The organism is Micromonospora sp. NPDC051227 (assembly GCF_044455385.1).
In the GTDB taxonomy this organism is placed as follows: Bacteria; Actinomycetota; Actinomycetes; order Mycobacteriales; family Micromonosporaceae; genus Micromonospora.
In genome coordinates this window covers 514,075-536,098 of record NZ_JBITET010000003.1, presented here as the reverse complement: position 1 = coordinate 536,098, position 22,024 = coordinate 514,075, and the positions used below count along the sequence as shown (strand labels likewise).

At 69.7% G+C, this 22,024-nt stretch carries 18 protein-coding genes and 1 pseudogene; 8 read left to right on the top strand and 11 right to left on the bottom strand.

Annotated features, from left to right (window positions below; genetic code table 11):
* Positions 1 to 442: 442 nt before the first annotated feature.
* The 9 genes and pseudogenes from ACIA47_RS10505 to rpmH form a co-directional block, all read right to left on the bottom strand.
* Positions 443 to 1,115: pseudogene (locus ACIA47_RS10505) on the bottom strand (hypothetical protein); the annotation flags it as partial.
* Between the two features lie 1,180 nt (positions 1,116 to 2,295).
* Positions 2,296 to 3,312 (bottom strand): ParB/RepB/Spo0J family partition protein, encoded by a 1,017-nt coding sequence (locus ACIA47_RS10500; RefSeq protein WP_203122493.1) that lies wholly within the window; start codon positions 3,310 to 3,312, stop codon positions 2,296 to 2,298.
* A gap of 27 nt (positions 3,313 to 3,339) precedes the next feature.
* Positions 3,340 to 4,665 (bottom strand): AAA family ATPase, encoded by a 1,326-nt coding sequence (locus ACIA47_RS10495; RefSeq protein WP_396707058.1) that lies wholly within the window; start codon positions 4,663 to 4,665, stop codon positions 3,340 to 3,342.
* Between the two features lie 256 nt (positions 4,666 to 4,921).
* Positions 4,922 to 5,632 (bottom strand): 16S rRNA (guanine(527)-N(7))-methyltransferase RsmG, encoded by a 711-nt coding sequence (gene rsmG / locus ACIA47_RS10490; RefSeq protein WP_396707361.1) that lies wholly within the window; start codon positions 5,630 to 5,632, stop codon positions 4,922 to 4,924.
* Positions 5,633 to 5,780: 148 nt separating this feature from the next.
* Positions 5,781 to 6,398, bottom strand: coding sequence for a R3H domain-containing nucleic acid-binding protein (locus ACIA47_RS10485; RefSeq protein WP_091397533.1), 618 nt, complete (start codon positions 6,396 to 6,398; stop codon positions 5,781 to 5,783).
* 212 nt (positions 6,399 to 6,610) lie between these two features.
* A complete protein-coding gene (yidC, locus tag ACIA47_RS10480; protein WP_203122507.1) occupies positions 6,611 to 7,600 on the bottom strand; it encodes a membrane protein insertase YidC in 990 nt (329 codons plus the stop codon).
* Between the two features lie 2 nt (positions 7,601 to 7,602).
* A complete protein-coding gene (yidD, locus tag ACIA47_RS10475; protein WP_203122495.1) occupies positions 7,603 to 7,899 on the bottom strand; it encodes a membrane protein insertion efficiency factor YidD in 297 nt (98 codons plus the stop codon).
* The gene (gene rnpA / locus ACIA47_RS10470; RefSeq protein WP_203122496.1) at positions 7,896 to 8,312 is read right to left on the bottom strand and encodes a ribonuclease P protein component; all 417 of its coding nucleotides are present in this window, start codon (positions 8,310 to 8,312) and stop codon (positions 7,896 to 7,898) included. Before rnpA ends, yidD begins: the two co-directional genes overlap by 4 nt.
* Positions 8,313 to 8,346: 34 nt before the next feature.
* The gene (rpmH, locus tag ACIA47_RS10465) at positions 8,347 to 8,484 is read right to left on the bottom strand and encodes a 50S ribosomal protein L34 (protein ID WP_007453904.1); all 138 of its coding nucleotides are present in this window, start codon (positions 8,482 to 8,484) and stop codon (positions 8,347 to 8,349) included.
* 625 nt (positions 8,485 to 9,109) lie between these two features.
* Here rpmH and dnaA point away from each other — a divergent pair.
* The 5 genes from dnaA (at position 9,110) to ACIA47_RS10440 (ending at position 15,513) form a co-directional block, all read left to right on the top strand.
* On the top strand, positions 9,110 to 10,939 hold the full coding sequence (gene dnaA / locus ACIA47_RS10460; protein WP_203122510.1) for a chromosomal replication initiator protein DnaA: 1,830 nt from the start codon (positions 9,110 to 9,112) through the stop codon (positions 10,937 to 10,939).
* 776 nt (positions 10,940 to 11,715) lie between these two features.
* Positions 11,716 to 12,849 carry a DNA polymerase III subunit beta gene (gene dnaN / locus ACIA47_RS10455; RefSeq protein WP_203122497.1) on the top strand — a complete coding sequence of 378 codons (1,134 nt, stop codon included), beginning with the start codon at positions 11,716 to 11,718 and terminating at the stop codon, positions 12,847 to 12,849.
* A 40-nt stretch (positions 12,850 to 12,889) separates the two neighbouring features.
* Positions 12,890 to 13,762, top strand: coding sequence for a phosphogluconate dehydrogenase (NAD(+)-dependent, decarboxylating) (gnd, locus tag ACIA47_RS10450; protein WP_203122499.1), 873 nt, complete (start codon positions 12,890 to 12,892; stop codon positions 13,760 to 13,762).
* A gap of 16 nt (positions 13,763 to 13,778) precedes the next feature.
* Positions 13,779 to 14,912: a DNA replication/repair protein RecF gene (gene recF, locus ACIA47_RS10445; protein WP_112583934.1), complete on the top strand. Its 1,134-nt coding sequence runs from the start codon at positions 13,779 to 13,781 to the stop codon at positions 14,910 to 14,912.
* Positions 14,902 to 15,513 carry a DUF721 domain-containing protein gene (locus ACIA47_RS10440; protein WP_396707054.1) on the top strand — a complete coding sequence of 204 codons (612 nt, stop codon included), beginning with the start codon at positions 14,902 to 14,904 and terminating at the stop codon, positions 15,511 to 15,513. Before recF ends, ACIA47_RS10440 begins: the two co-directional genes overlap by 11 nt.
* A 9-nt stretch (positions 15,514 to 15,522) precedes the next feature.
* Here the strand turns inward: ACIA47_RS10440 and ACIA47_RS10435 are convergent, their stop codons facing one another.
* Positions 15,523 to 15,750 (bottom strand): hypothetical protein, encoded by a 228-nt coding sequence (locus ACIA47_RS10435; RefSeq protein ID WP_203122988.1) that lies wholly within the window; start codon positions 15,748 to 15,750, stop codon positions 15,523 to 15,525.
* A gap of 125 nt (positions 15,751 to 15,875) precedes the next feature.
* On the opposite strand from ACIA47_RS10435, the gene ACIA47_RS10430 reads away from it, so the two are divergent.
* On the top strand, positions 15,876 to 16,364 hold the full coding sequence (locus tag ACIA47_RS10430) for a MarR family winged helix-turn-helix transcriptional regulator (protein ID WP_396707052.1): 489 nt from the start codon (positions 15,876 to 15,878) through the stop codon (positions 16,362 to 16,364).
* On the opposite strand, the gene ACIA47_RS10425 is transcribed toward ACIA47_RS10430, so the two are convergent.
* The gene (locus tag ACIA47_RS10425) at positions 16,349 to 16,903 is read right to left on the bottom strand and encodes a hypothetical protein (RefSeq protein ID WP_091396527.1); all 555 of its coding nucleotides are present in this window, start codon (positions 16,901 to 16,903) and stop codon (positions 16,349 to 16,351) included. The genes ACIA47_RS10430 and ACIA47_RS10425 overlap by 16 nt on opposite strands.
* Before the next feature lie 521 nt (positions 16,904 to 17,424).
* Between ACIA47_RS10425 and gyrB the strand changes: the two genes are divergently transcribed.
* A complete protein-coding gene (gene gyrB / locus ACIA47_RS10420; protein ID WP_203122992.1) occupies positions 17,425 to 19,371 on the top strand; it encodes a DNA topoisomerase (ATP-hydrolyzing) subunit B in 1,947 nt (648 codons plus the stop codon).
* 130 nt (positions 19,372 to 19,501) lie between these two features.
* Positions 19,502 to 22,024 (top strand): DNA gyrase subunit A, encoded by a 2,523-nt coding sequence (gene gyrA, locus ACIA47_RS10415; RefSeq protein ID WP_203122994.1) that lies wholly within the window; start codon positions 19,502 to 19,504, stop codon positions 22,022 to 22,024.

Genomic DNA, 22,024 nt, shown 5'->3' with positions numbered 1-22,024 from the left:
TTGGCGGAGCCAGCCTCGTCGGCGCTTCCGCTCACCGGACCGACGTGGGGCCTGTCGGTGGACGCCTCCGCCGGGTCGACGACCTGAGGTCCGTCGGTGGGCGCCTCCGCCGGGTCGACGTGGAGTCCGTCGGTAGCCGTCGTGGCGGCGCGGCCGGATGCTGCGCCGCCGAATGCTGCGGCGGTGGAGTCCCGGGTGCCGGAGGCCGGGATGCCGGACAGATTGGTGACGGATGCCGTCCGAGCGGGTTCAGCCGCCGGACCGCTGACCGTGACCGACCGGGCGGGTTCGGCCGCGCGGTCGGTGACGGTGGTCGTCGTTGAGCCGGAACCGGCGTCCGGCTCGACAACCGGTTCGGCCCGGGGCCCGCTGCCGGCGTCGGTCGGATCAGGAGTGGAGTCGAGCGCTGGTTCCGGGATCTCCTCTGCCGCCTCGATGACCGAGACCGCCTCCGTCCCGGCTGCTGCCGCGGAGGCAGCCTCCGCTGCCGCAGCGGCGTCCGCGGCAGCGGACTGGGCCAGCAGACTGGACGGCGCCTGCCACTGGATGCGGGGTGGCTCGGCGAGTGGGCGGCCGCCGAACTCGGCGAGCCAGGCCGCGACGAGCGCCAAATTTTCCCGCCACTGTGCCTCGGAGATCGGCGGCAGGATCGAGTCCCACAGGGACAGGAACGTGCCCCGCAACTGAAGGCGGCCGTACGGGCGGGCGAGGAACCACATGTGCAGATGAGCCGAGCCGTCGCCCCAGCGATTGACGTGCACCCGCGCCACGCCGTCGAGCGACCGGATGGCCCGCTCCAGACGTACGGTCATCACCCCCAGCTCGGCGGCCAGCAGGTTCGGCAGGTCGCCGAGGTCGAGGTGGGTACGCGATTCCAGGATGAGCACCATGGGCAGGCCGGTGGGCCGGTCCATGGCGCGGACCCGCCACCGCTCGCCCACCCAGATGTAGGCGTCGTCGGGTGCGTTGCAGGCGGTGCATTCCCGGAGACCCTCGCCCTTCCGGGGCGGTTCGACCGGGACCGGATCATCGAGTTGCTTCACGTGGAGGTCACCCTCGAAGGGAAATGACGGCCACTGGGTGAAGTCCGGGACTGAGGGAGGGGTGTCGTGCACGACGCTGACCCTAACCGAGTCTGGCACCGCTGTCCCTACCTGTTCGAGCGGGTCCGGGGCCACCGGATCGGTACCCGTCGTCAACCGGGCTCGCGTGGTCGCGCAGGCACCGAGAGGCGATATCCACAGGCTGCCGAGATCCTGAACACAGGCCGTCATCCACAGGCTCACACCCGCTCCCACGCGCTGTTTCACGTGAAACGGGGGGTGCCTGTGGACAACCGGTGTGGATAACTTTTCGGCCAGTCGGTCGTTGTCCGCGAACCGCCAAACCGGCGGTGTTGATGGCTGGCGGGGAGGAAATCGGACGGGTGCGCTCCGATCGGCACCGCATGCCACCGCCGGTGCGGTAACCAGCCTCCGACGACCGCCCGCTGGCTCAGTTGGCACACGTCCGCGGTGACGGCTTGGCTCGTTCGCGGGTCGTGTCGGCAGACCTCGGCCCGCGCGGCCTGGACGCCCGGATGCCCGGATGCTCTGGACACCGAAGGACGGAGAGATCGAACCGCAGTACCGACGTCGAGCGTCTGAGAGGGGGGCGACTCCGCTTGGCCGTCGACCCCAGGGCTTCCGATCGGTGCCAGCAAGAGCCGCGATCTGGTTTCACGTGAAACAGCGCGGGCAGGAAACGCGATCCGCCGGTCCGGGGCCGGGCTCGCAATGGTCTACGGTCCAGCGATCCGGCGGCGCGGCGGCCCGGCGGCGCGGCGGCCCGGCGGCGCGGCGGCCCGGCGGCGCGGAGGCCCGGCGGCGCGGCGGCCCGGCGGCGCGGAGGCCCGGCGATCCGGCGGACTCCCACCAAGGTCGCTGCGAGGTCGTTCCACCAGACTGACCGCGATCGAGAGGCTCGGCCCGCCTGCGGATGACCACGGAGACGTCGGTTCGCGCCACTCAGCGGCTCGCTGGCGCCTTGATCGGCGCAGGGGGTGGTGCGGGCCGAGTGGACCATCCCGGAGCCTTCTACGACGCGTGTAGAGGTCCACTCGGTGCCTGTACTCACCCCAGCGGCCGCCGCCAGCCGCTCGGCACCGCGTCCGCCGCCCGCCGCTGCGTCCGCCACGCCACAAGCCGAGGTCGAGACTAGGGCCGCCGTCTGTTTCACGTGAAACCGCGACGACCCCGGGATGCAGCACGGCCGCGCCCCCGTTCGGGTAGCGCGGCCGTAGGCGGGCGGGCGGGGTCAGTCCTCCCCGCTCTCCTCCTGTTGCACACCGATGATCCCGACGATCCGCTCAAGGTCGTCCACCGTCGCGAACTCGATGGTGATCTTGCCCTTGCTCCGGCCGATGTCCACCTTGACTCGGGTGTCGAACCGGTCGGACAGCCGATCGGCGAGATCGGTCAGGGCCGGCGCGTGCGCCTTGGGTCGGCGCTTCGCTGCCTGACCCTTCGCCGGCCCGTCGTTGAGTGCCAAGGCCACGATCTCCTCGGTCGCCCGAACCGACAGTCCCTCAGCCACGATCCGCAGGGCCAGCTGTTCCTGCGCTTCCGCCTCGTCGAGGCTCAGCAGGGCGCGGGCGTGCCCCGCCGACAGGATGCCGGCGGCAACCCGGCGCTGGACCTGTGCGGGCAGGTTCAGCAGTCGGATCGTGTTGGAGATCTGCGGGCGACTCCGGCCGATCCGGCGGGCCAACTCTTCGTGGGTGGCCCCGAACTCCTCCAGCAGTTGCTGGTAGGCGGCGGCCTCTTCCAATGGGTTCAGGTTCGCCCGGTGAATGTTCTCCAGCAGGGCGTCGCGGAGCATCGCGTCGTCACGGGTGTCCCGGACGATCGCCGGAATGCTCTCCCGCCCCACCGCCTGGGCGGCCCGCCAGCGCCGCTCGCCCATCACCAGTTCGTACTTCTCGTCGTCGAGCTGCCGAACGACGATGGGCTGAAGGAAGCCGACCTCCTGGATCGAGGTCTTCAACTCCTCCAGCGCCTCCTCATCGAAGACCTGGCGGGGTTGCTTCGGGTTGGGCATGATCGCGTCGACCGGGATCTCGGCGAATCGAGCACCGGGAACCGGACTCAGTACGGGTTCCGGCTCACGGACTGGCGATCCGGCCGGCACCGGGGCGACAGCGACGGTGCCCGCGTCGTCCAGGTGCTCGTTCTCCGGCTCGACCGTCGCGGTGCCAGCGGCACCCGGCGCCGGCCCGGTCGGGATCAGCGCCCCCAGGCCCCTACCCAGACCGCCCCGAGGACGGTTCTTCATGCCACGCCTCCCAGCGATTCGTCCGCACTACGCATTCCGGCCCACCGGCTCCTTGACGCCTCGCTCGGCGATCTCCTGGGCGGCCTCGAAGTAACTCGTGGCACCCCGCGAACCGGGATCGTAGGTCATCACCGACTGGCCGTAGCTCGGCGCCTCGGAGACCCGGACGTTGCGGGGGATGACCGCCTGGAGAACCTTGTCGCCGAAGTGGTTCCGGACGTCCTGCTCGACCGCGTCGGCCAACCGCGTGCGACGGTCGTACATGGTCAGCAGGATGGTGGAGACATCGAGCTTCGGGTTGAGGTGCTGGCGTACCAGGTTGATGTTGTTGATCAGCTGGTTGAGCCCCTCCAGCGCGTAGTACTCGCACTGGATCGGGATAAGCACCTCCTGCGCGGCGACCAGAGCGTTGACCGTGAGCAGGCCGAGCGAGGGCGGGCAGTCGATGAAGACGTAGTCGAACTCGCCCGGGTAGGCGGCGATCGCCCGATCCAGACGCGACTCCCGGGCCACCACCGACACCAGCTCGATCTCCGCGCCGGCCAGGTCGATGGTCGCGGGTACGCACCAGAGGTTGGGGATGCCCTCGACCGCCTGTGCCACCTCGGCCAGCGGCACGCTGTTGATCAGGCAGTCGTACACGTCGGGGATTCCGGTGTGGTGTGGGACGTTGAGCCCGGTCGAGGCGTTGCCCTGCGGGTCGAGGTCGACCACGAGCACCCGGTTGCCGTGCAGGGCGAGCGCCACCGCAAGGTTGACGGTGGTGGTGGTCTTTCCCACGCCACCCTTCTGGTTGGCGACGCACATGACCCGGGTCCGGTCCGGTCGAGGCATGGTCACCTCGCCACTGGGATTCAGGATCTGCACGGCGCGCATCGCCTCCATAGCCAACGGTGGGTCATCCTCTTCGCGCGTCGGGGTTTCACGTGAAACGTACGTGGGATCGGCCGCCACGGCGGCCAACGACTCGGTCGAAGCGACCGGTGCGTCGGCGACCACCGGCGCGGCGTCCCGAGCGGCCGCCGCGGTGGGTTGGTGCGGGACGGCCGGCTCGAAGCGAACCGCAGCGGAGGTGTTTCGGCGACCCGAGGTCGACCGCACCTCGGCGGCGTTGACCGGTCGACTCGACGCCTCCGGCGTCCGACGGACACCCGCCGGCTGCGGAGTGGCCGAGCTGTCCGGTCGCCCGGCCCCCGACGGTGGGTCCAGTGCTGTCGGAGGATCGCTGTCGGTCGGTCGGGTCGATGGCCCGGTCGCGCCGGGCGACCAGCTCGGGTAGTCGGTTTCACGTGAAACGGGATCGCTGGTCGACCCGGTCACGCGTGGATCGTCGTACCTGCCGTCGTCATGCACCTGTCATCCCTGCCCGCTTCGGATGGTCGGTCCGCGCCCCGGTCAACTTGGCCGCATCCACGCCCGCAACCCGGAGCGTACGGCCCGCGGGAGCGGTCGGAGACCCGCGACGTCCGTCACCCGCTCCACACTATCGACGCGCGGTCAGCCTACGGCGGACGGGCGCGGCCGGTCCACGTCGGGTTCTCATCCCCTCGTCCATCCGTACCCGTACAACGAGGCAACCCACCGGCCGGAAGCCCGATGGCGCGAAGTGTCAACCTCGGCGGGAGCGTCCACCCCGGGCGCGCTTCTTGGCCGCCGGGCGGGCCGGGCCGATCATCCGCTCGCGCACGATCTCCACGACCGTGGTGGGCGGATCGATCACCCCGACGCCGCAGAGCTGCACGGTCGGCTCCCCGCCGCCGAGTCGCGCGACCACCTCGGCGTGCTCCTCGATCTCGGCTGCGGCGGACGAGCCCTTGAGCGCCAGCAGTCGGCCACCGCGAACCGCCAGGGGAAGGCTCCAGCCCGCGAGTCGATCCAGGGGCGCGACCGCGCGCGCGGTCACCACGTCTCCGCTGATCGGCTCCCGGCCGCCCGACCCGCTGGCCGCCTCGTCGGCCCGGCCACGGAACACCCGCACCGACCTGGCCAGACCCAGTCGCTCGACGACCTCGATCAGGAAGGACGTCCGCCGGGCCAGCGGCTCGATCAGGGTGACGGTGAGGTCGGGACGGGCGATGGCCAGCACGAGGCCCGGCAGACCGGCGCCGGAGCCGACGTCGAGCACCGTCGCGCCGGACGGGATCCGCTCGGCGACAGCGGCGCAGTTGAGCAGGTGCCGATCCCAGATGCGGGGTGCCTCCCGGGGGCCGATCAGGCCGCGGACCACCCCGTCGGTGGCCAGCAGTTCGGCGTACGCGGCGGCCAGGTCGAGACGGTCACCGAAGAGGGTGAGCGCGGCCGGGGCCAGTTCGGGCGGCAACGCCGCGTCGGCCGGTGACGGGGCGGTGTCACGCCCGGTCGATTCAGCATCGGCGTCGACGGTGGCGGGGCGGACAGCGGACGGCCCGGGCGGCGTGCCGCCCGGGCCGGACACGGCGTCGGCCGTGATGTCGTCGTGGGTCACCCGGTCAGTCCGCCGGCCGTACGACGATGCGCCGGTTCGGCTCCACACCCTCGGACTCGCTCGCCACGCCGGACATGGCGTTGACCACGTCGTGCACGCACTTGCGCTCGAACGCGGACATCGCCTCCAGACGGACCGGCTCGCCGTACTCCTTGACCTTCTCGACGGCGTTCTTGGCGACCGCGGCGAGTTCCTTACGGCGGTTCGCCCGGTAGCCACCGACGTCGAGCAACAGACGGCTCGGCGTACCGGTCTGCCGGAAGACGGCAAGGCGGGTCAGTTCCTGGAGCGCCTCCAGGGTGGCCCCGCGCTGACCGACCAGATTCTGCAGCCGCTCGCCGACCACCTCGACCATCGGACGGCCGGCGGCGACCAGCTCGTCGATGTCGCCGTCGTAGTCGAGGATGTCGAGCAGGCCCTCGACGTAGTCGGCGGCGATCTCGCTCTGCCGGAACAGGTCGCCCTCGCCCACAGCCTTCTTCACCCGGGTGCCAGCGGCGGTGTCGGTGTCGTCGTCCGCCTCGGTGTCGTCGGCTTCGGTGTCGTCGCCGTCCACCGCGAGCGTGGCGGTCTCCTCCTCGTCCAGGGACTGCTCAGCGCGGGGGATGCTGGTCTCGGTCACGGTCTCATCTCCGTACTCGCTCGGCCGGACCGTCGGGTCCGACTGGTTTCCCGGGGCCGGCGGGAGGTCGCCGGTGCCCACAGGCACGTCTGTACGGGCAGTGTCGCCCGTGGCCGCGCGGTGCGCGGTCGGTTCCGCCCGGCGCCGGCCGTACGGCGGCTGCGCGGTGCGGAACGGGCCGCCGCCGGTGATCCGGCGGCGGCCCTCGCAGGTCAGCCCTGCCGCTTGGCGGGGCGGCTCTTCTTCGGGTTGTTCACCGGCTTGGCGCCCGGCTTCGGCCCGGCCACCTTGGGCGCGGCCGCCTTGACCGGTGCCGGCGGAGCAGTCTTGCCGCGACCGAACAGGCCACCGGACTTGGCGGGCTGCACCGGGTTACGGCTGGCGGCGGGCGCGACGGCCTTCTTGGGGGTCACCGGCGGCGGGAACTTCCGCAGCACCCACTGCTGCTGGCCAAGGGTGAAGAGGTTGTTGGTGACCCAGTAGATGATGACGCCGATCGGGAAGATCGCGCCGGAGATCAGCAGCGACGCGGGGATGCCGTAGAGCATCAGTCGCTGGATCATCCGCTGCTGCGGGTCCTCGGCCCAGCCGGTCTTGAGGATCATCTGCCGGCTGGTCAGGTAGGTGGTGGCGATCATGACCAGGACCAGGACACCGGCAATGATCTTCACGGTGCTGCCGTTGGCGCCGAGGCTGGCCAGCTCGTCGGCCGTGGAGCCGAACTTGCCGGCGATCGGGGCGGTGAAGAGCTTCGCCTGCGAGGCGCTCTGGAACTGGTCGACGGTCCAGCCGTAGAGGGTCTTGTTCTGCTTGTCCGGGTCGAGCCGGCGCAGCACGTGGAAGAGGCCCAGGAAGACCGGGATCTGAAGGAACATCGGAAGGCAACCCATCAGCGGGTTGGCCTTCTCCTTCTTGTAGAGCTCCATCATTTCTTTCTGGAGCGTCTCCCGGTCACCCTTGTGCTTCTCCTGAAGCTCCTTGACCTTGGGCTGAAGCGCCTGCATCGCCCGCTGAGACTTGATCTGCTTGACGAAGACCGGGAACAGGATCACCCGGACGGTGACCACCAGGAAGATGATGGACAGGATCCAGGCGAAGTTGGTGCCGATCACCGCGCCGACGGGCACCCCGATGGCGTCCCAGGCAGAGTGCCAGGTCAGCAGGATCCACGAAATCGCGTAGTAGATCCAGTCGAGACTCAGACTCAATTCGGGGCTCCAGTCACATCAGCACGACGGCGGCCGCCCGGCTCCGGCACCGGGTCATATCCACCAGGGTGAAAGGGGTGGCAGCGCAACAACCGCCGGGCCGCCAGCACGGCTCCCCGGAGCGCGCCGTGCCGAACGACCGCCTCCTGGGCGTACGCACTGCACGACGGGTAGAACCGACAGCGAGCCGGCAGTGCCGGACTTATCCACCGACGGTACGCGATGATGGGCGCGATCAGCACCTTGGCACCGGTTGTCGACGGCCGTGGGCTGCCCTGCTCGGTGCCGCTCATCGGGGCCGCCGTTCGCGCGGCGAGCGGGCGACCGCGATGGCGGCGTCCAGGTCGGTGGCGAGCCGAGGGTACGACGCCTGCGCCGCGGCGGGGAGCGCCCGGACGACCAGGGTGCTGCCGGCGGGCAGGTCGGTCAACCGTTCCCGGACCAGCGCCCGCAGTCGGCGCTGGACCCGGTTACGGGTCACCGCGTTACCGACCGCCTTGGACACGACGAAGCCGGCACGGGACGGCACGGACGACTGCTCCGCACTGTTGTCCCGTACCGGCTCCGGCGAGGTCGGTGTGCTGGGGTCGACGGTCACCGGCACGGTCAGGTGGACCACGACGGCGCCACGTCCGGCGCGTCGGCCACCGCGGACCGCTGCGGCGAAGTCAGTGCTGCGCCGCAGTCGCTGTGCGGCGGCCAGCACGACTGCCCACGTCCCCTGGACCGGCCCGGTCGGCTCAGGCCGACAGGGTGGTGCGACCCTTGGCGCGACGGCTCGACAGGATGGCACGGCCGGCACGGGTGCGCATGCGCAGCCGGAAGCCGTGGGTCTTCGCGCGCCGGCGGTTGTTCGGCTGGTAGGTGCGCTTGCTCACGTCAGGCTCTCCGTTTTCGTACGCGCCCCGCGCGACGGGATCGCCGGGGTCGTGTGGTGGTCCAGGCCACCTCGACGGTGGCCCACGATCGGTGCTGTCCGGCGGAGCGGGACCTCGGCGATGCGGGGATGCGACCGCGGACAGCAAGCACCCATCACCCTAGCAGAGGGCGAGAAAGCAGCCGTTCCAGCCTACGCAGGGGGGCAATGACCGTCAAACACCCCGAGCAGGGGACAACGGGACGCGCCCGAGGCCGAAGGGCGGTTTTCGCTGATGCCGACAAGGGCGCCGCCGCGTCGCCGGTTGATGGCGCAGGGACAACGCTGTTACCGTGCCCGATTGCGGTGAGCGTCGGAAGCTCCGGTCGTCGCGCAGGCAAGACCGGACATGGCAGTGAATCGTTCGGCACGGTGAACCCGCTTCAGCGCCCGTTCAGGCAGGGGCAGGTCCCACCCGCGTCCGGCGGCGGCCACAATCGGTCGGTACACAGGCTGTGGATAACTTGTGGATGACCACCGGTCGACCGTCCGGGTGGGTGTTGTTCCACCCGCGAACGCGGCGGGCCCGGGACGGCCGGCTGGCAGACAGCGGCGGCCGGGAGCAGAAGCGAGGGGGTGGCACGACGGTGGCCGGTACGACCGACCTTGCCGCAGTGTGGTTAGCGGCGACCGACGAGCTCGCCGACGAGATCATCTCCGCCCAGCAGCGTGCCTATCTCCGACTGACCCGGCTGCGAGCGATCGTCGAGGACACCGCACTGCTCTCCGTTCCGGACGCGTTCACCCGCGACGTGATCGAGTCACGGCTGCGACCGGCGATCACCGAGGCGCTCACCCGCCGGCTCGGCCGACCGATCCAGGTCGCTGTCACCGTCCGGGTGGCCGAGGACGCGACCGGCCGACCGGCCGGCACCGTCTACCGCAGCGCCCCGGAGACCGGGCAGCTCGACATCGACGGCCCGGGCGTCGCGCCGTTCGAGGACGACCAGGGCGCTCGACCGTCCGCCGACGCGATGATCCCTGAGCAGTCACCCGCGCCGCGTACCCCCGATCTTTCTCCGCCACCCGCGCCGGCGGGTCCGCCGCTCGCGCCTCCCGTGGAGGGGCATCGCGCGGGGTTGATTCCCGCCAGCAGGGACGGGCAGGAGGCGCTGTTCAGCGCCTCCTTCGCGGAGCCTCTGCGGCCCTCCCGGCCGGGTCCGGACCGGCGCGGCTACGACGAGCAGGCCGCCCGCCTGGACCCGTCCGGCCCCGACACCCGGCCCTACGAGCCCCGCTACCGGGACGACTCGGCGTCACCGCGCGACCAGCACGTGATCCGCTCGCTGCCCCGGGACAGCGGAACGGACAGCGGGCCGGGCCGCAGCGCTGTGGACCATCGGACCGGTGGCCGCGACGACCGTCGGTTGCCCGGTGCCGACACCGGCGGCAACCGGCTCAACCCGAAGTACATGTTTGAGACGTTCGTCATCGGCTCGTCCAACCGCTTCGCCCACGCGGCGAGCGTGGCGGTGGCGGAGTCACCGGCCAAGGCGTACAACCCGCTGTTCATCTACGGGCACTCCGGGTTGGGCAAGACGCACCTGTTGCACGCCATCGGGCATTACGCCACCACGCTGGGCAACGCCCGCTCGGTCCGGTACGTATCGACCGAAGAATTCACCAACGACTTCATCAACTCGCTCCGGGACGACAAGACCAGCGCGTTCCAGCGGCGCTACCGCGACGTCGACATTCTGTTGATCGACGACATCCAGTTCCTGGAGAACCGCGAGCGCACCCAGGAGGAGTTCTTCCACACCTTCAACACGCTGCACAACGCCAACAAGCAGATCGTGATCACCTCTGACCGGTCGCCGCGCCAGCTCGCGACCCTCGAGGACCGGATGCGAACCCGGTTCGAGTGGGGGCTGCTGGCCGACATCCAGCCGCCGGATCTGGAGACCCGGATCGCGATCCTGCAGAAGAAGGCAGCGCAGGAGCGGATGTACGCCCCACCGGACGTGTTGGAGTTCATCGCCTCCCGGGTGTCGAACTCGATCCGGGAGCTGGAGGGCGCGCTGATCCGGGTGACCGCGTTCGCCAGCCTGACCCGGTCGACAGTCGAGCTGTCGCTGGCCGAGGAGGTGCTTCGGGACTTCATGCCCGACGGCGCCGGTCCGGAGATCAACGCTGACCAGATCATGGCCTCGACCGCTGACTACTTCGGGGTGAGCCTGGAGGACCTGCGCGGCCAGTCCAGGTCCCGGGTGCTGGTCAACGCCCGTCAGGTGGCCATGTACCTGTGTCGGGAGTTGACCGAGCTGTCGCTGCCCCGGATCGGGCAGGCGTTCGGTGGCCGGGACCACACCACCGTGATGCACGCCGACCGCAAGATTCGTCAGCAGATGGCGGAACGCCGCTCGTTGTACAACCAGATCGCCGAGCTGACCAACCGCATCAAGCAGAACAGCTGAGGCGTACGGCCGCCGTCGCGCGGTGCACAGCCGCAGGACACGCCCGATCGGATCTCCGGTCGGGCGTTCTTTTTGGGTCAGTCAGCTGGACTCTCGACATGGTGGAGACCACAGCATTGAGGCCGTGACCGCCTCGATCCCCACTCGTTGTCCACAGCTCGTTATCCACCGTCGGTGGATAACTACGGTCCGTCCTCCGCCAGTTACCCACAGGCTGTGGAGAAACCCTGTGTACGAAGCTGTGGACGCCTGGGGACGACCGTCAGGTTATCCACCGATCATCATCAACCTGTGTACGAGCTGTTGAAGGTTCTGGGGATGACGGCAATGGTGATCTTCCCCGCGATCCACAGGCTTGGGGAGAAAGTCGGTGGATTACCGGTGGACAACCGGTGGACAACGGTGGACAACCGGCCGACGTCGCCGGGCTGTGGACACACGAGCCGGTTGTACCCCCGGTTCTCCACAGCTAAATCACCGGTGGATAACCTGTCTGACCTGCGCAGACCTCGGTTTTCCACAGTTTGCACAGGTGCGATGAAGACGATGAGTTATCTCTTCTAAGAGAACAAAAACCAATCATCACCGTTGGGCTTTCTGTGGATCGTGCCGAACGCTGTCGGATCAGCCGGTCAGCATCGACACGATCCATGGGGTCGGGCGCACAGCCGATGTCCCCGCGCCCTAAGGTGCGATGGGTACCCGCACGGTCGGGCGGGACGGTAGGCAGCGGTCGGCATGAGAGAGTTGTCGCTGACGTCGACGCGGAGGCATTGATGAAGTTCCGAGTGGAGCGCGACGCGCTCGCCGAGGCTGTGGCGTGGACCGCGAAGAGCCTGCCCAACCGGCCATCCGTACCGGTGCTCGCCGGGGTGATGCTCCGCGTCACCGACGGCAACCTGCGGGTCTCCGGGTTCGACTACGAGGTCTCCAGTCAGGTGACCGTCGAGGTGCAGGGCGACGCCGACGGCGCCGCGCTCGTCTCCGGCCGCCTGCTCGCCGAGATCACCAAGGCGTTGCCGGCCAAGCCGGTGGACATCGCCGCGGTCGGCGCGCACCTCGAGTTGGTCTGCGGCAGCGCCCGGTTCACCCTGCCCACCATGCCGGTGGAGGATTACCCCGCGCTGCCCGAGATGCCGCAGAGCGCCGGCACTGTCGACGCCGCGGCGTTCGCCACCGCGGTGGCCCAGGTGGCCATCGCCGCCGGTCGCGACGAGACGCTGCCGATGATGACCGGCGTTCGCGTCGAGCTGTCGGGTGACACCCTGTCGATGCTCGCCACCGACCGTTACCGGTTGGCGCTGCGCGAGATCCAGTGGCGGCCGGACGACCCCGAGGTGAGCATCAACGCCCTGGTGCCGGCCCGCACCCTGAACGACACCGCCAAGGCCCTCGGCCCGCTGGGCGGCGAGGTCACGCTCGCCCTCGCCCAGGGCGCTGCGGGCGAGGGCATGGTCGGCCTCGCCGGCGGCACCCGACGTACCACCAGCCGGCTGCTCGACGGCGCCAACTACCCGCCGGTGCGGTCGCTCTTCCCGGCCGCGCACAACGCCGCGGCCCGGGTGTCGGTCAGCACGCTGATCGAGGTGGTCAAGCGGGTCGCGCTGGTCGCCGAACGGACCACCCCGGTGCTGCTCAGCTTCAGCGCCGACGGCCTGGTGGTCGAGGCCGGCGGTTCCGAGGAGGCACGGGCCAGCGAGGCGATGGAGGCCACCTTCACCGGTGAACCACTGACCATCGGCTTCAACCCGCAGTACCTCATCGACGGTCTGGCAAACCTGGGCGCTCAGACGGCCGTGCTCTCCTTCGTCGACGCCTTCAAGCCCGCGGTGATCTCTCCCGCTGGCGAGGATGGCGAGGTCATTCCGGGGTACCGGTACCTCATCATGCCGATCCGCGTCTCGCGCTGATCGCGCCCAGCAACACCCAGATCCACGGAGGTAGAAACACATGCAGCTCGGCCTGGTAGGACTCGGCCGTATGGGCGGCAACATGCGGGAGCGGTTGCGTTCGGCCGGGCACGAGGTGGTCGGCTTCGACCACAACGCGCAGATCAGCGACGTCACGACCCTCGCCGGCCTGGCAGAGAAGCTTGAGTCGCCGCGCGCCGTCTGGGTCATGGTGCCCGCCGGTGTCACCGACGCCACGATCGACGAGCTCGCCGAGGTGCTTGGCGAGGGCGACATCATCATCGACGGCGGCAACTCGCGCTTCAGCGACGACGCGCCCCGCGCGGAGCGGCTCAACCAGCGGGGCATCGGCTACCTGGACGTCGGGGTCTCCGGCGGCGTCTGGGGCCGGCAGAACGGCTACGGGCTGATGGTCGGTGGCGCCCAGGAGCACGTGGACCGCCTGATGCCGATCTTCAACGCGCTCAAGCCGGAGGGTGAGTTCGGCTTCGTGCACGCCGGCCCCGTCGGTGCCGGGCACTACTCGAAGATGGTGCACAACGGCATCGAGTACGGCCTGATGCACGCCTACGCCGAGGGCTACGAGCTGATGGCCGCCTCGGAGCTGGTGACCAACGTGCCGGGCGTCATCAAGTCCTGGCGGGAGGGCACCGTCGTCCGTTCCTGGCTGCTCGACCTGCTCGACCGGGCGCTCGACGAGGACCCGGAGCTGGCCGACCTGAGCGGCTACACCGAGGACACGGGCGAGGGCCGGTGGACGGTCGACGAGGCGGTCCGACTGGCGGTGCCGCTGAACGTCATCACCGCCTCGCTGTTCGCGCGGTTCGCCTCGCGGCAGGACGACTCGCCCGCCATGAAGGCCGTCTCCGCGCTGCGTCAGCAGTTCGGTGGCCACGCCGTCCACAAGCGCTGAGCGGTATCCACAACCTGTGTACGTTCATCGGCTGGAACTGGTCGACTTCCGCTCGTACGAGCGGGTGGCCGTCGACCTCCAGCCGGGAGCGAACGTCCTGATCGGCGCCAACGGCGTCGGCAAGACCAACCTCGTCGAGGCGCTGGGCTACGTGGCGACTCTGGACTCGCACCGGGTCGCCACCGACGCGCCTCTGGTCCGGATGGGCGCCACGTCCGCGGTGATCCGCTGCGCGGTGGTGCACGACGGCCGCGAACTCCTGGTCGAGCTGGAAATCGTGCCGGGCAAGGCCAACCGGGCCCGACTGGGCCGCTCACCGGCGCGGCGGGCCCGGGACGTGCTCGGGGCGCTCCGGCTGGTGCTCTTCGCCCCGGAAGATCTTGAGCTGGTCCGGGGCGACCCGGCCGAGCGCCGCCGCTACCTGGACGATCTGCTGGTCAACCGGCAGCCCCGGTTCGCGGGCGTGCGGGCCGACTACGAGCGGGTCGTCAAGCAGCGCAACGCCCTGCTGCGCACCGCGTACCTGGCCCGCAAGACCGGTGGGTCCCGGGGTGGCGACCTCGGCACCCTCGCGGTCTGGGACACCCACCTGGCCCAGCACGGGGCGGAGCTGCTCGCCGGCCGCCTGGAGCTGGTGGCCGCGCTCACCCCGCACGTGGCCAAGGCGTACGACGCGGTGGCCGCCGGTCGGGGTGCGGCGAGCATCACCTACCGGCCCTCGATCGAGCTGGCCGAGCCGACCACCGATCGGGCCGCGCTGGCCGAGGCGCTGACGGCGGCCCTGGCCGCGTCCCGCTCCGCCGAGATCGAGCGGGGCACCACCCTGGTTGGCCCACACCGCGACGAGTTGGCGCTGAGCCTCGGCCCACTGCCCGCCAAGGGGTACGCGAGCCACGGCGAGTCGTGGTCGTTCGCCCTCGCGTTGCGGCTGGCCGGGTACGACCTGTTGCGCGCCGACGGCATTGAGCCAGTGCTGGTGCTCGACGACGTCTTCGCGGAGTTGGACACCGGCCGCCGGGAGCGGTTGGCGGAGCTGGTCGGCGGGGCGAGTCAGCTGCTGGTCACCTGCGCGGTGGACGACGATGTGCCGGCCGCCCTGCGCGGCACCCGCTACCAGGTCGGCGAAGGGACGGTACGCCGTGTCGGATAAGCCAGGCACCGATCGACCAGCGGCCGGCGACAGCCCTGCTGCGCGTACCCCGAAGGCAGCGGAGGGATCGGCGGGCGGTGAGCCGGCGGCGGCCGCCAGCGGGCCGGAGCTGGCCCGAGCGGTGCTCGACGCGGCGCTGTCCCGACGGCAGGCTGCGGCCCGTGCCCGACGTGCCCCCGGCGGCGGCGACGCTGCCGGCGGCTCGGGGCGGCGGTTGCGCGGCTACTCCGGCCCCGGCCCCGACCCGCGCGATCCGCAGCCGCTCAGCGCCGTGCTCAACCGGCTGGTGAAGGCGCGCGGCTGGCAGCAGCCAGCGGCCGAGGCCACCGTGTTCGGCGCCTGGGAGCGGGTCGTCGGCGCGGAGGTCGCGCAGAACAGCCGACCGGTGAAGTTGGAGAACGGCGAGCTGACAGTGGAGGCGCGCTCGACCGCCTGGGCCACCCAGCTGCGGCTGCTCGCCGGCTCGCTGCTCAAGCAGATCGCCAGTGAGGTCGGGCACAACGTGGTGCGCAAGCTGCACATTCACGGCCCGGCCGCGCCCTCCTGGGGGAAGGGCCCACGCCGGGTACGCGGCCGGGGTCCGCGCGACACGTACGGCTGAGCGGGCCGTTCAGCCGCGCCGGTCGGCCTCGCGGGCGGCCCGCTTGCGTTCCCGCTGCTCCTGGGTGAAGCGCTTGCGCTCGGCCAGGTCACGTTTCCACGCCTCGCGGGCCTCGGCCGAGCCGCCCTGCACCGCGCCCTGCACACCTTCAGCCGGCCCGGCGAGGTGCCTGAAGGCCCAACGCATCAATCGGCCGCCCTCGCCCGGGGCCCTGGTGATCGCGCCGTCCTCGCTCATCTGCCGCCTCTTTCCCCGCGTCGCCTCGCCGGTTCTCGCCCGTCGCACGAGCAGACCTTTGGGGCACCAATGGTTGGTGTACCAATGATCGGTACGATAGTCACCGTGCGGAGAGAGGGCAACCGATGAGCGAACGACCGGACGGCGTCGACCCGCTGGCCCTGGAGCAGCAGGTCTGCTTCGCCCTCTCGGTCGCCGCGCGCAGCGTGGTGGCCGTCTACCGGCCGCTGCTGGAGCCGATGGGGCTGACCCACCCGCAGTACCTGGTGATGTTGGCGCTCTGGCAACACGCACCGTTGTCCGGTCGCGACCTCAGTCGCCTGCTCCAGCTCGACCCGGGCACGCTGTCGCCCCTGCTCAAGCGGCTGGAGGCGGCCGGCTACCTGCGCCGGGAACGCGACCCGGGCGACGAGCGCAGCCTCGCCGTCACCCTCACCGCCAGCGGTGCCGCGCTGCGGAGTCAGGCCGAGCTGATCCCGGCCGCGATCGTGGAGCGCCTCGGGCTGCCCGTCGAGGACCTGCAACACCTGCACGCGGTGCTCACGCAGCTGATCTCGGCCGCCAACCGACCGGCCGCCCCGGAGCCTGACGCGGCGGCTCAGGCGTCGGCGTAGACGGCGAACCCGCGCTCGGCGCAGCGCCGGTAGAACGCGGCCAGCACGCCCAACTCGGCGCAGGTGAAGTTCCACTGCGGCGGGTCACCGCGCTCGTCGCGCAGCGCGTCGAGCCGGCTCTCCAGCCAGCGCAGCTGCTGCTCGGCCAACCGACCGTCGCCGAGCAGGGAGCGCAGCACGGTGCTCACCGACTCGAAGGTGACCGCCTCGCCGGTCGCGCGGTGCGCGGCCACGAAGCGCTCGATGCCGCTCGCGATCCAGGAGCAGCCGTCCGGGTCGATCACCGGGTCCTCGTCCTCTGCGGCGGCGTCTGTGGCGTACAACACACCTTCGAGGCCGAGCAGCAGATCCACCAGCTCGGTGTACGCGGTCGCCCGGATGGTGCCGGTCTTCGCGATCAGCTCGGCCAGCGCCGCGGTCGGCGCGGAGATGCGCGGCAGGTCGACGATCTCGCCGAAGTCGACGAACTCGGCCGGCGCGACCGGATCGTAGAAGCGGCCGGTCCGCGGCCAGTGCACCGCGACGTTGTCCAGCCCCATCTGTCACCTCTTAGAGAGCACGTGTCGGGTCGATCGGGTCGATCGTCCCGGTTCCAACCGGTAAAGATCAAGGCTGGTTCCGGGGCGCCGCAAACGTACGGCACGGACGCTTCGGCCGCGACCCCCGACCCGCCCGGCCGCGGGTCAACCCGTTCCGGGGCGGCGCGTGCGATCAGGGCTTGGCGTGTGGGGGGAGTCGTGGGCGACGGGGTTCTGCCGGCTATGGACTTCTCAGCCGCCTCGCTGAGGGTGCCGAGTGGTGGTTCTGTCCTCCGCGCACAGTAGGATTGACGGTGAGACGAAGACCCGGTGCGGGAGTGGGACGGGGCCGGTGGGCCCAGATTCATTCTCCACGTCGGGTCGAGCCGATCGCGATCCGCGGGCAACCGCGGCGACCGGCGCGTTCGACCCGCTGTCCGGAGGTCTCCGGCGCCGGTCCGCGCGCCGACGTCGCGTCCTGTCCGCCGAACCCGCGCCCGACGCGCCCTACCGGCGCGGCTGACGCGAGAAAGTGGCCGAGGGTGGCAGCGCAGGACAAGCAGGAGTACGGCGCAGAGTCGATCACCGTTCTCGAGGGGCTGGAGGCGGTTCGCAAGCGGCCCGGTATGTATATCGGGTCCACCGGCGAGCGCGGTCTGCACCACCTCGTCTGGGAGGTCGTCGACAACGCGGTCGACGAGGCGCTGGCCGGATACTGCGACACCATCGACGTGGTGCTGCTCGCCGACGGCGGCGTCCGGGTCACCGACAACGGCCGTGGTTTCCCGGTCGACCTCCACCCGAAGCTCAAGAAGCCCGGTGTCGAGGTCGCGTTGACCATCCTGCACGCGGGTGGCAAGTTCGACGGCAAGGCGTACGCGGTCTCCGGCGGTCTGCACGGCGTCGGTGTCTCCGTGGTCAACGCGCTCTCCACCAAGATGTTCGTCGAGATCCACAAGTCCGGCTCCGTGTGGCGGCAGCACTACACCAACTCCAAGCCGAGCCCGCTGGAGAAGGGCGAGGCCACCGACCGCACCGGCTCGGCAGTTTCCTTCTGGCCCGACCCCGACGTCTTCGAGACCGTCGACTTCGACTTCCAGACCATCTACCGACGCCTGCAGGAGATGGCCTTCCTCAACCGCGCCCTGCGCATCCACCTGCTCGACGAGCGGGTGGCCGAGGAGGAGGACGGCCGGCAGCGCGAGGTGACCTTCTATTACGAGGGCGGCATTGCGGACTTCGTCCGGCACCTCAACGCCTCGAAGAGCCCGATCCACAAGACCGTGGTCGAGTTCGAGGCCGAAGAGGAGGGCATGTCCCTCGAGATCGCCATGCAGTGGAACGAGTCGTACGGCGAGTCGGTCTACACCTTCGCCAACACGATCAACACCCACGAGGGTGGCACCCACGAGGAGGGCTTCCGGTCCGCGCTGACCAGCGTGGTCAACCGGTACGGCACCGACAAGAAGCTGCTCAAGGGCGACGAGAAGCTTTCCGGCGAGGACATCCGCGAAGGGCTCGCGGCGATCATCTCGGTCAAGCTGGCCAACCCGCAGTTCGAGGGTCAGACCAAGACCAAGCTGGGCAACACCCCGGTGAAGAGCTTCGTGCAGCGGGTCTGCAACGACCGTCTGGTCGACTGGTTCGACCGCAACCCGGCCGAGGCCAAGATGATCATCACGAAGGCGTCCCAGGCGGCCCGCGCCCGGATCGCCGCCCAGCAGGCGCGCAAGCTGGCCCGGCGCAAGTCGCTGCTGGAGTCCGGCTCGATGCCGGGCAAGCTGGCCGACTGCCAGTCGACCGACCCCCGCGAGTCCGAGGTGTTCATCGTCGAGGGTGACTCGGCCGGCGGCTCGGCGAAGCAGGGTCGCGACCCACGGACCCAGGCGATCCTGCCGATCCGCGGCAAGATCCTCAACGTGGAGAAGGCCCGAATCGACCGGGTGCTGAAGAACAACGAGGTCCAGGCGCTGATCACCGCGCTGGGCACCGGCATCCACGACGACTTCGACATGGAGAAGCTGCGGTACCACAAGGTGGTGCTGATGGCCGACGCGGACGTCGACGGCCAGCACATCCAGACGCTGCTGCTCACCCTGCTGTTCCGCTTCATGCGTCCGCTGGTCGAGATGGGGCACGTCTATTTGGCCGCCCCGCCGCTTTACAAGATCAAGTGGAACAAGAAGGGCGACGACGCCCAGTACGCGTACTCCGACCGCGAGCGGGACGGTCTGATCGCGCTGCGCCAGCAGAAGAAGCCGAACGCCAAGCCGGATGACATCCAGCGCTTCAAGGGCCTCGGCGAGATGAACTATCCCGAGCTGTGGGAAACCACTATGAACCCGGCGACGCGCACCCTGCGTCAGGTCACTCTCGACGACGCGGCGACCGCCGACGAGTTGTTCAGTGTGCTGATGGGTGAGGACGTCGAGGCGCGCCGGTCGTTCATCCAGCGCAACGCCAAGGACGTGCGGTTCCTGGACATCTGACGGGCTGCGGTGGGTCGGCCGGGCAGTGCCCGGCCGACTCACCGGTCCACAGAGTTATCCACAGCTTGACCTCTATCCACAGCGGTTATCCACAGCACGAAAACGACTCTGAGTCTGATAAGGGTATACAGTGACCGATTCTCCCGAGTCCACACCGAACGAGCCCGAGGTCCCCGCCGAGGCCATCGCCGCGGTGGTCGCGCACGACCGGATCGAACCGGTCGGGCTCGAGGTGGAGATGCAGCGCTCCTACCTCGACTACGCGATGAGCGTCATCGTCGGTCGCGCGCTGCCGGACGTCCGGGACGGCCTCAAGCCGGTCCACCGCAAGATCCTCTACGCGATGTTCGACTCCGGCTACCGGCCGGACCGCGGCTACGTGAAGTGCTCCCGGGTCGTCGGCGACGTGATGGGTCAGTTCCACCCGCACGGCGACTCGGCGATCTACGACGCGTTGGTCCGGATGGCACAGCCCTGGTCGCTGCGGTACCCGCTGGTCGACGGCAACGGCAACTTCGGCTCCCCGGGTAACGACCCGGCCGCCGCCATGCGATACACCGAGTGCAAGCTCGACCCCCTCGCCATGGAGATGCTGCGGGACATCGACGAGGACACCGTCGACCTGCAGGACAACTACGACGGCCGGGCCAAGGAGCCCACCATCCTGCCGTCGCGGATCCCCAACCTCCTGGTGAACGGCTCCGAGGGCATCGCGGTCGGCATGGCCACCAAGATCCCGCCGCACAACCTGCGGGAGATCGGCGCGGCGGTGCAGTGGTGCCTGGAGCACCCGGAGGAGGACGAGGAGACCACCCTCGAAGCCCTGCTCGGCATCGTCAAGGGCCCGGACTTCCCGACCCACGGCCTGATCGTCGGCACCACCGCGATCCAGGACGCGTACCGCACCGGTCGCGGCTCGATCCGGATGCGCGCAGTGGTGGAGGTCGAGGAGGACAAGCGGGGCCGGCCCTGCCTGGTCGTCAGCGAGCTGCCCTACCAGGTCAACCCGGACAACCTCGCCGAGCGCATCGCCGAGCTGATCAAGGAGGGCAAGCTCGCCGGGATCGCCGACATCCGCGACGAGTCTTCCGGGCGTACCGGCATGCGAATCGTGCTGGTGCTCAAGCGCGATGCCGTCGCGAAGGTCGTGCTGAACAACCTCTACAAGCACACCCAGCTCCAGGAGACCTTCGGCGCCAACATGCTGGCCCTGGTCGACGGGGTGCCGCGCACGCTCAACCTGGCCCAGTTCATCCGCTACTACGTCGAGCACCAGATCGACGTGATCCGCCGGCGGACGGCGTTCCGGCTGCGCAAGGCCGAGGAGCGGGCACACATCCTGCGCGGCCTGGGCAAGGCGCTGGACGCGCTGGACGAGGTGATCGCCCTGATCCGGCGCTCGCCGACAGTGGACGACGCCCGGCAGGGCCTGATCCGGCTGCTCGAGATCGACGAGATCCAGGCGACCGCGATCCTGGACATGCAGCTGCGCCGGCTGGCCGCCCTGGAGCGGCAGCGGATCATCGACGACCTGGCGAAGCTCGAGATCGAGATCGCCGACCTCAAGGACATCCTCGCCAAGCCCGAGCGGCAGCGGAAGATCGTCTCGGAGGAGCTGGGCGAGATCGTCACCAAGTGGGGCGACGACCGGCGGACGCAGATCATCCCGTTCGACGGCGAGGTCTCGATGGAGGACCTCATCGCCCGCGAGGACGTGGTCGTCACGATCACCCGCACCGGGTACGCCAAGCGGACCAAGGTCGATCTGTACCGCTCGCAGCGGCGCGGCGGTAAGGGCGTCAGTGGCGCCACGCTGCGGCAGGACGACATCGTCAGCCACTTCTTCGTCTGCTCGACCCACGACTGGATCTTGTTCTTCACGAACAAGGGCCGCGTCTACCGGGCCAAGGCGTACGAGTTGCCGGAGGCCAGTAGGGTAGCCAAGGGCCAACACGTGGCCAATCTGCTCGCCTTCCTACCCGACGAGCAGATCGCGCAGATCATTGAGATCCCGAACTACCAGGTAGCCCCCTATCTGGTACTGGCCACGAAGAACGGCCTGGTGAAGAAGACGCGGCTCGAGGAGTTCGACTCCAACCGTACCGGCGGCATCATCGCGATCAACCTGCGCGATGAGGACGAGCTGGTCGGTGCTGCCCTGGTTGGGCCGGAGAACGACCTGCTGCTGGTCTCGAAGAAGGCACAGGCGATCCGGTTCAACGCCTCGGACGAGGCGCTGCGGCCGATGGGCCGGGCCACCTCGGGTGTGATCGGCATGCGCTTCACGGACGACGACGTCCTGCTCGCCATGGAAGTCGTGCGGGAAGGTTTGGACGTTCTGGTGGCCACGAACGGGGGATACGCGAAGCGAACCCCGATCGAGGAATACCCGGTGCAGGGCCGGGGAGGTAAGGGCGTGTTGACTGCAAAGATCACCGAACGGCGTGGTGGTCTGGTTGGCGCGGTGGTGATCGATCCGGATGACGAGCTGTTCGCGATCACCAGCAACGGTGGTGTCATTCGGACTCCGGTGAAGCCTGTACGGCGTACGCGTGACCGGAACACAATGGGGGTCAAGCTGATGGACCTCCCGGACGGCGTGACTATCGTGGCGATTGCTCGCAATGCCGACGAGCCTGACGAACAGGACTAG